The organism is Moorena sp. SIO1G6 (assembly GCF_010672795.1).
Taxonomy (GTDB): domain Bacteria; phylum Cyanobacteriota; class Cyanobacteriia; order Cyanobacteriales; family Coleofasciculaceae; genus Moorena; species Moorena producens.
Genome location: NZ_JAAHFZ010000074.1, coordinates 19,669 through 28,059 on the forward strand (window position 1 = coordinate 19,669; position 8,391 = coordinate 28,059).

Sequence of the window (8,391 nt, forward strand, 5' to 3'; positions counted from 1 at the left end):
AGGGAGTAGGGAGTAGGGAAGAGTAGAAAAGAGAGCCAAAGATTTTTTAGTACTATAAATCACATTTTGTTTTATGATAGCTTGGTAGAATATCTTGTGATCAGGGTTGGCGAATTTATTTCATCATTACTTAGCTTAAGCCTTAGTCAATATTTCCATCAGTAACGATTGCTGAACTAGTAATATAGTCTTATTTGACTTGATTTTAATTAAAACTAAAAATCCGTCATGATCGAGAAATTAATAATTGTTATCCCAATTATTAGCTTTTACCATGATACCAATCAATTTGATATTCTCAACTTCAAACCAATTCTAATTTTTGTATAAACTTGTTAATCTGACATTTATACAGCTCAGATACAAGCTTGAGAAAGGCAAACAGCAGTCAGTAGCTTCTACCTGAGCAGCTCGTGAATTAATTAGTATGTCGCCAACCAAGATCTTGCTGAAAGTAGTGCTTGGGTTGGTAAGCTTTGATGCAATCAGTGGTCAAGGTGCCCTATTGGGTATTAAACTTTTCGTTTGATGTGACCAATATTGGGTTATAGTACTTGACCAAAAATTTTGGGTTTAAAGCCCCGTTATTATAGGACGGCTTTTAAGTAAAGTGTGATAGAATAAACATGTAGCCTAGTACAGGCAGGATTCGTCGGTACTGCCAATTTAAAACAACGACGTAAAGCGATACTAGTACACGAGGAGCGCGCATACCTCGCCAAAACGCATGGATCTTAACAGATACCGAAACCCCAGTAAAATAAAATTTTAAAACTAAACGTACCGTGGGGCACACGGGAACGGGGGAGACCCAACGCTTAGGGAGATAAGCCCACGCTCGTTTAGTTAAATTAGGCTCGATATGCGCGTTTTTAAACGGGTATTTGGCTTAAGTACTGCCTTTGCTGGATAACTAATTTTAGCGATGCAGAGGTGCGACCCGTGGCGAATTTAATTCGCCTACGGAAAGCGCACCTAAGCGGTCTTGGGGGTTTCCCCCATGAGCGACTGCATCAAGACAAGGCGTGTCGTAGAACTAAGAATCCCCGCTCATAAGCTGGCGGGGAGTGTCAAGAACCTTAAGTAGTTTTCCCGAGAGGTTGGCTAGCGAACAAACAATGATGATGAGAAGTTATCGGTCTATTCTGACTGTGATTCTGGCAATGGTGATGACCTTTTTGGTCAGCTGTGGTAGCCCAAGTGCCACCACCGCTCCTACCTACACCCCTGAAAAAATTGCCCAAATCCAGACAAGTGCTACTAGAGTGCTTGAGCTTCGCGAGAAAATGCCAGTTCTCGAAGCCAACATTCAAGACGAAAACTGGGTAGATATTAGTTCATTTATCCATGGTCCGTTAGGAGATCTAGGGCGCAGCAGTAACTATCTGGCTGGTCAACTTCTTCCCAAAGACCAGAAAGCAGCCAAGCAAGCGGCTGAAGTATTGTTGAAATCTTTGGTGAAAATTGATGAAGCTTCTGTAGAGCGCAACTCCCAGCTAGCACTCAAAAACTACGAAGCAGCCTTGAAAAAATTTGATAACTTTTTGGAACTAATTCCCACTAGTTAAAAAGTTATCGATAAAATTGTGAGTAAAGTCGCTATTATTGGATGCGGTATCGTTGGAGCAGCGATCGCATATGAACTTAGTCGGGTAAATGGGCTAAGTATCACTGTGCTCGACCAGCATCTGCCAGCACAAGGCTCTACTGGTGCTGCTTTAGGGGTACTGATGGGTGCCATTAGTAAAAAAGTCAAGGGTAGGGCGTGGCAGCTGCGACAAGTCAGTATCCAGCGCTATCAGACCCTGATTCCTGAATTAGAGGCACTCACGGGATACCAGATTCCAGTCAATCGCAACGGTATCTTGAAGCTGTGTTTGCCTGGAGAGGACTTGGCCTCTTGGGAAAAACTAGTACAAACTCGCCTCACCCAAGGTTGGCAATTAGAAATTTGGGATGTTCCCCAAGTTAAGCACCGTTGCCCTCAGCTGAGTCAAGATAAATTTATTGCTGGAATCTATTCTCCCCAAGACCTACAAATTGATCCAACTGCCCTAACCCAAGTATTAGTGGCTGGTGCTGAGGCCAATGGGGTTAGGTTTAATTTTGGAATCACAGTTAAAGGCTTTGAATCCATAGGTTCCGATCTCAACAATTCTCTCAATTGCTCCCAAATCTCTACTGATTCTGGAACCCTAGAGATAGATTGGCTAGTAGTGGCTGCTGGGTTGGGTTCATCTGGGCTGATTAAGATGCTCCAACCACAAGACTTGCAAGTTAGTCGAGATCTGCCTCTGACTCTCAAACCAGTACTGGGACAAGGAGTAAAATTGCGGCTGCCACAGCCCATGGGATATGAAGATTTTCAGCCAGTGATTACTCGTGATGATGTTCATATTTTGCCAGTAGGTAAGCAAGACTACTGGGTGGGCGCAACAGTTGAGTTTCCCGATGATGCAGGTAATGTAGAAGCACAACCAGCCTTACTGGAGGTGGTCAGACAGAATGCGATCGCATTTTGCCCTGCTCTAGCCACAGCAGAAATTATCCACACATGGTACGGGTTACGCCCTCGTCCAGAAGGACGACCTGCCCCTGTTATTGATCAACTGCCTGGTTACAATAATGTTTGGCTAGCAACAGGTCATTATCGCAATGGTGTACTCCTTGCTCCGGCTACCGCACAAATAATTCGGGAAGAAATTATTGACTCAGGAAAATAGCTAGAGGTGCGACCCGTGGCGAATTTAATAATTAGATGCGGAAAGCGCACCTATTGTTTTTGTTGAGAGTTACTATTGAGATTTAACAGTTAACCGTCAATCGTCAAAAAACAGCGATCAATTAAAATATATAGGTTAAATGTTCATTAACTGATCAACTAATTGTTTTGTAGGAGGCGCGGCGCAACCTCTCAGGTTTAACCCCAATGGGGTGTCAGGGGAGTATCCAGCCGTGAATTTTTGATGAAATCTCGATGGTTAATCACGAGTTTGCTGATGGTGCTGATGAGCTGTAGCCCGTCGCCTACTCCATCAACTAAGAAAACACCGGTTTCCCAACCGATGCCAAGCCCGCCTAATTTAGAGGACACATCTAAATCTGGCAGTTCAAAGTCCACAACCAAACTGTCTCCACCAGCATCAGATGCCTTTACTATCTCTCCTAAAGGAATTGGACCGGCTAAGTTGGGAATGACCTTGGGACAGCTGAAACAATCCCTAGGGGATAAAGCAAAATTTGAGGTGAAGTCACCGTTTATTGTCGGTTTCGATGCGATCGCAGTTATCCAATCAGGACAACCCCAATACTATATTCTTTACCCGATGGGAACACCTATGGGTAATTCAACCGTAATGGAAGCGTTATTCACCACAAATCCTAACTATCGCACCACCAAAGGTGTTGGCCCTGGCACACCCCTCAAACTAGCTGAGCAAACTTACGGTGATGCTACCTTGTCCTTTAACTATGCCAGCGAGTCTCGGGAATACGTCAATTTTGCCAACCTATCGGAAGATATAGCCTTTCGCATGGGAGTAGCCGTCAATGATACTAATAATCAGTTTTCTGGCCTTTATGCTTCACCATTGAAAGAATATAACCAAACCCAGAACTATCGCGACTCAGCGACAATTAAATCTCTAGAAGTCTATTGCCGAGATAAATGTCCTTCACGCTAGATAATCATTTACGTGAGCTTATCATTTAAATGAATAAAAGCTCATTTAATCAACAAGCGTTTGAAATTGCTCTGGAAGCAGTAAGGGAACAGTTGCCCCTCAACTCCCCAGCCATGGGGCAATTTCCACCAATTCCTCTACAGGTCTTTGACACTCTCCCATCCACTAACCAAACCCTTTGGGAATTGCTCAACCAAGGTGCAACAGTTCCCACCATGGTTATTGCTGGGCAACAGACAGCAGGGCGGGGACAGTGGGGACGACAATGGCAATCTCCAAAAGGTGGACTCTACTTATCCTTAGCTTTAGCTCCCAAGTTACAGGCATTGGACAGCGCCCAGCTAAGCATGTGTAGTGCTTGGGGAATTGCTACAGCTTTGAGAGCTTACGCTATGCCTGTGTCTCTGAAGTGGCCAAATGACCTACTACTTAAGGGACGCAAACTCGGAGGTATTCTAACAGAAACCCGTGTCAAACAGGGTCAAATTACCAAAGCCGTTGTGGGTGTCGGAATTAACTGGAGCAATGAAGTGCCGGAATCTGGCATCAATTTGCGCTCATTTTGGCAACCCGAGTCCTATGCCACTGTGACTTCTATAGAAATGCTGGCTGCGATTGTTTTACAAGGACTACTGTCCGGATATCAACTCTGGTCAGAGGAAGGAATGAATAGTTTGCTACCACGATATCTAGCGCTATTCAATTATCAAGGAAGCCAGGTCATGGTAGAAGGAAATCCAGGCATCATAACAGGGGTAACCCCTAGGGGCGAACTGCGAGTGCATCTACACGATACTCCGACCCCAAAAGAAATTTTGCTCAAGCCCGGTACAATCAGTCTTGGCTATCGTAGTTGTTGAGAACTCTTACGGTTAAGGGTCAAATGTTAAGCATCAACTAATCAACAAAACAGGAATTATGGCGTTGCTTAATAATGGAATGATTTTAATAGTTTTGTGGAATGGGCATCTTGCCCGTTCCTGACGGTGCGCACCTATAGCGAATTTAATTCGCCAACGGTCGCACCTGTGGCATGGGCATCTTGCCGTGGCATGGGCATCTTGCCGTGGCATGGGCATCTTGCCGTGGCATGGGCATCTTGCCGTGGCATGGGCATCTTGGTGGAACAGGCATCTTGCCCGTTACAGTTTCCGGGCGGGCAGGATGCCCACTCTACTCCTATTCATTCCAAGACTGACGCAACGCCGGAATTATGGCTGATGGCTGAGCCGAGCGAGTATAACTGTGTAGTAATTATTTAGTGAGTCGTAAATGACCAAAGAAAACTCCCCTGGTAGCACCCTGTATAGCATTTTCTACCGATGCCCAAAACTCATCCATGGACTGAGTGTGATGAGTAGTATTGGTGTCCTCAGCAGCGGTATGGTTGTGGCCAAAACTCAGTCACCCATAGAAGCTGTATCAGTCAACACCACTACCAAATCTATAACGGAAGCAGCATTTGATCCAACTCTTATTGCTGCTTTGCCTAAACCTACACCCCCAAGCTCCTTTGCTGTGCCAGCTGTGCCAGTGGCCAAACCAGCCCCAGCAAAAGCTGCTTCAAAACCAGTAGCAGCAACCAAGGTCACTAAACCCATTGCCCCACGAGCACCAAAAGTTGCCCGGAAATCAGTAGCTCCCTCGGTGCCTATCCAGGTTAAGAAACCGATTGCTCCACCAGCTAGGAAATCTGTCCGGACAAAAGCGATCGCAGTCAAACGAGTACAGCGTAGAACCCAATTCTCTGTACCAGCTAAAGCCACTGTCGCCAAGCCACCGAAAGTCAAGCTCAATCCAGTAGCATTACAGCCTAGAGTTCCAAAAACCGCTGCTAAAAATAGCTATATTGACCGCACAAACTACAATGTTGGTGCCACTAAACGGTACACTCGCCCCTCGGCAGTTGTTTTAACTGAACGGTCAAGGGGTTGTCGGACTGTAGCCAGAAATGGGCAACTCAGGGGGAATTGTGGTGTTGCCCCGAGGCGTCAACCAATTGCTATCTCTGGAAGTAGACGGAACCGTAGAGTAACTCAATTACCCAGACCACGAGTAATTAGTACTCAAACTGCTAGATATAATCCGGTTCGACCAGTCAGATATAATTCATATAATTCAGTTCAACCGGTCAGATTTAATCGAGTCAAACCTGCCAAGAGTCGTCCAGCTAAATGGGTTCCTCGTGGGATTAGCGTTGCTCGGCGGAATCGGTCTGTCAGGAAACTTCCTACAGCCTTAGCCTACTACAATCTCACCCAACGACCCTTAGGACTGGCCAATTTCAGGCAATCCAGCTTTGTGTTCCCCGTAACGATTCCTTCTGCCATTAGCTCCCTATTCGGCTGGCGGACTCATCCGATTTCCGGTAATCGCCGTTTCCACGCTGGTACAGATATAGCAGCACCCCTAGGTACTCCAGTTGTTGCTGCCGCTGATGGTGAAGTAGTAACAGCTGACTTCTTAGGTGGCTACGGTTTGACCGTTATGGTGCGCCATGAGGAAGGTACCCAAGAAAGCCGCTACGCTCACCTATCAGAAATCTTTGTCCAACCTGGGGAATGGGTACAAAAAGGAACTGTAATTGGGCGGGTTGGCAGCACCGGTAATTCTACTGGTCCCCACCTACACTTTGAATGGCGGCATGCCACTCCCCAAGGCTGGGTAGCAGTGGATGCTGGCTCCCATTTGAAGTATTCTTTAGGTCAACTAGTCCAAGCCCTACAGGTAGCCCAAAATACCTCCTTTTCCCTACGAGGATTTTAGGCTGGTGATCGGGTGATCGGGTGATGGGGTGATCGGGTGATGGGGTAATGGGGACAGAGTTATATCAGCAGCACCAGTTATATCACCGTCTCAGTCCCCAGTCCCTTTTTCCCCTTTACCCTTTACCCTTTACTTAGACAAACTCTCCAACCGAGCTTCCACCATCATTCGCACCACATCCGGCATTTTGTATTGGGCTTGCCAGCCTAACTTATCCCTTGCCTTAGCTGGGTTAGATTTCCCTAAAGCCAAATCAGTCGGTCGGAATAAGTTGCTATCGGTCACCACATGCTCTTGCCAGTCCAAGTCAACTGTAGCAAACGCCGTTGCCACGAAATCTTCTAATTTATAACTCTCCCCTGTCGCTATTACATAATCATCTGGCTGGTCTTGCTGTAGCATTAAATACATTCCTTCAACATATTCAGGAGCCCAACCCCAGTCACGCTGAATTGCCATATTGCCCAAACGAAGCTTCTCTTGACTACCGTTAGCAATCCGACAAGCAGCACTAACAATTTTTTGGGTCACAAATCGTTCTGGTCGTAGGGGAGACTCATGATTAAATAAAATACCAGAGCAGGCAAATAACCCATAGGCTTCACGGTAGTTAGCTACTTCCCAAAACGCTGCTGCTTTAGCAACACCATAGGGACTTCTGGGACGAAAGGGAGTCTGTTCATCAGCGGCTTTGTCTCCAGTATCCCCAAAGCACTCACTAGAACTAGCATTATAGAGTTTAATGGGAGCACCAGTAAAGCGAATTGCCTCTAGTAAATTAATCGTGCCAGTCGCTATGCTTTCTAGGGTTTCTACCGGTTGTCCAAAAGACAAACCCACTGAACTTTGCCCAGCCAAGTTGTAAACTTCATAGGGTTGGAATTTTGTCAGCACTTGCAATACACTACGAAAATCCGTCAGTGTCATTGATTCCAACTTAACTTGGTCTCGGATACCCAAATACACCAAGTTCCTAAAGGAGGACATTTGAGCATCCCGTGATGTGCCACAGACAGTATAGCCTTTGTCTAAGAGCAATTTTGCTAAATAGGCTCCATCCTGACCAGATACTCCACAAACCAGTGCCTTTTTCATTAACTTTTCTCAGGAAATAAACGATTCATGTCATGTTAATATTAACTATCCATGTTAGATATCATGAATCGAAGTGTACACTATAATAAAGAACAATAATGCTAATTGATAGCCCTGAGCGACAGTCTTTTAAATTTAGTTAATTATCCTAGATTGTCGATAATTATGGCTAAGGCTAAGTTGTTTAGGGATATAAATAGGGATAGATATAAATAGAGATAAAAATTAACGTTACGTTCGTCAAACTATAAACCGGAGGCAAGAGCTAAAAAAAAATAGAGATAATTAAGTTGATTACCTAGGTGAATTACCCCATAACTTCAAACATCACTTATAATTATTTTGATTATAACTATTGTAAAACTATTTTGTTGATACTGTTTTCGTAAATTTTTATTTACTGTAACCTTTTCCCGACAACGGCGACAAATTATCTTGTGTTATTAAATAACTTTGGTTCTATTTTAAATCGTCACAAAAAAAAATAATACCCCCTTCTGTCTTGATGAATGGCAAGCTACTAGTCAAGTATAACCTGCTGACTTAGAGTTGGCAAAGGGGAACAGATTGGTGTCAGTGCTATTATGTGGGTATTAAGAATTAAGTATGACTAATTACTTATAGCAGCAGTTGGTCAGATGGGGAACTTTCCAGCTACGAGTATCCTCTAAGTAGAACAAACCGATATAGCGCTTTTTCTCCTCATGAGGTACACATATTTTTTTCCCTCTTCCCTGCTCCCTGCTCCCTGCTCCCTGCTCCCTGCTCCCTGCTCCCTGCTCCCTGCTCCCTGCTCCCTGCTCCCTGCTCCCTGCTCCCTGCTCCCTGCTCCCTGCTCCCTGCTCCC

General features: G+C 45.1%; 7 protein-coding genes. 6 read left to right on the forward strand and 1 reads right to left on the reverse strand.

The features are described from left to right. Positions 1–1,067: 1,067 nt before the first annotated feature. The 6 genes from psbQ to F6K63_RS32980 all read left to right on the forward strand — a co-directional run bounded on the left by psbQ (position 1,068) and on the right by F6K63_RS32980 (position 6,449). Positions 1,068–1,568, forward strand: coding sequence for a photosystem II protein PsbQ (psbQ, locus tag F6K63_RS32955; protein WP_229414543.1), 501 nt, complete (start codon positions 1,068–1,070; stop codon positions 1,566–1,568). Between the two features lie 18 nt (positions 1,569–1,586). Continuing rightward, on the forward strand, positions 1,587–2,723 hold the full coding sequence (locus F6K63_RS32960; protein WP_008185439.1) for an NAD(P)/FAD-dependent oxidoreductase: 1,137 nt from the start codon (positions 1,587–1,589) through the stop codon (positions 2,721–2,723). Positions 2,724–2,966: 243 nt separating this feature from the next. Continuing rightward, complete coding sequence (locus F6K63_RS32965; protein ID WP_229414541.1) at positions 2,967–3,683, forward strand: hypothetical protein; 717 nt, start codon at positions 2,967–2,969, stop codon at positions 3,681–3,683. A gap of 29 nt (positions 3,684–3,712) precedes the next feature. Continuing rightward, positions 3,713–4,543, forward strand: a complete 831-nt coding sequence (locus F6K63_RS32970; RefSeq protein ID WP_008185433.1) for a biotin--[acetyl-CoA-carboxylase] ligase — start codon at positions 3,713–3,715, stop codon at positions 4,541–4,543. Positions 4,544–4,639: 96 nt separating this feature from the next. Further along, positions 4,640–4,945 (forward strand): hypothetical protein, encoded by a 306-nt coding sequence (locus F6K63_RS32975; RefSeq protein WP_271970023.1) that lies wholly within the window; start codon positions 4,640–4,642, stop codon positions 4,943–4,945. Between the two features lie 10 nt (positions 4,946–4,955). Next, the gene (locus tag F6K63_RS32980) at positions 4,956–6,449 is read left to right on the forward strand and encodes a M23 family metallopeptidase (RefSeq protein WP_008185431.1); all 1,494 of its coding nucleotides are present in this window, start codon (positions 4,956–4,958) and stop codon (positions 6,447–6,449) included. A 129-nt stretch (positions 6,450–6,578) separates the two neighbouring features. Here F6K63_RS32980 and F6K63_RS32985 read toward each other — a convergent pair whose 3' ends face one another. Then, the gene (locus F6K63_RS32985; RefSeq protein ID WP_071106964.1) at positions 6,579–7,544 is read right to left on the reverse strand and encodes a GDP-mannose 4,6-dehydratase; all 966 of its coding nucleotides are present in this window, start codon (positions 7,542–7,544) and stop codon (positions 6,579–6,581) included. Positions 7,545–8,391: the final 847 nt, after the last annotated feature.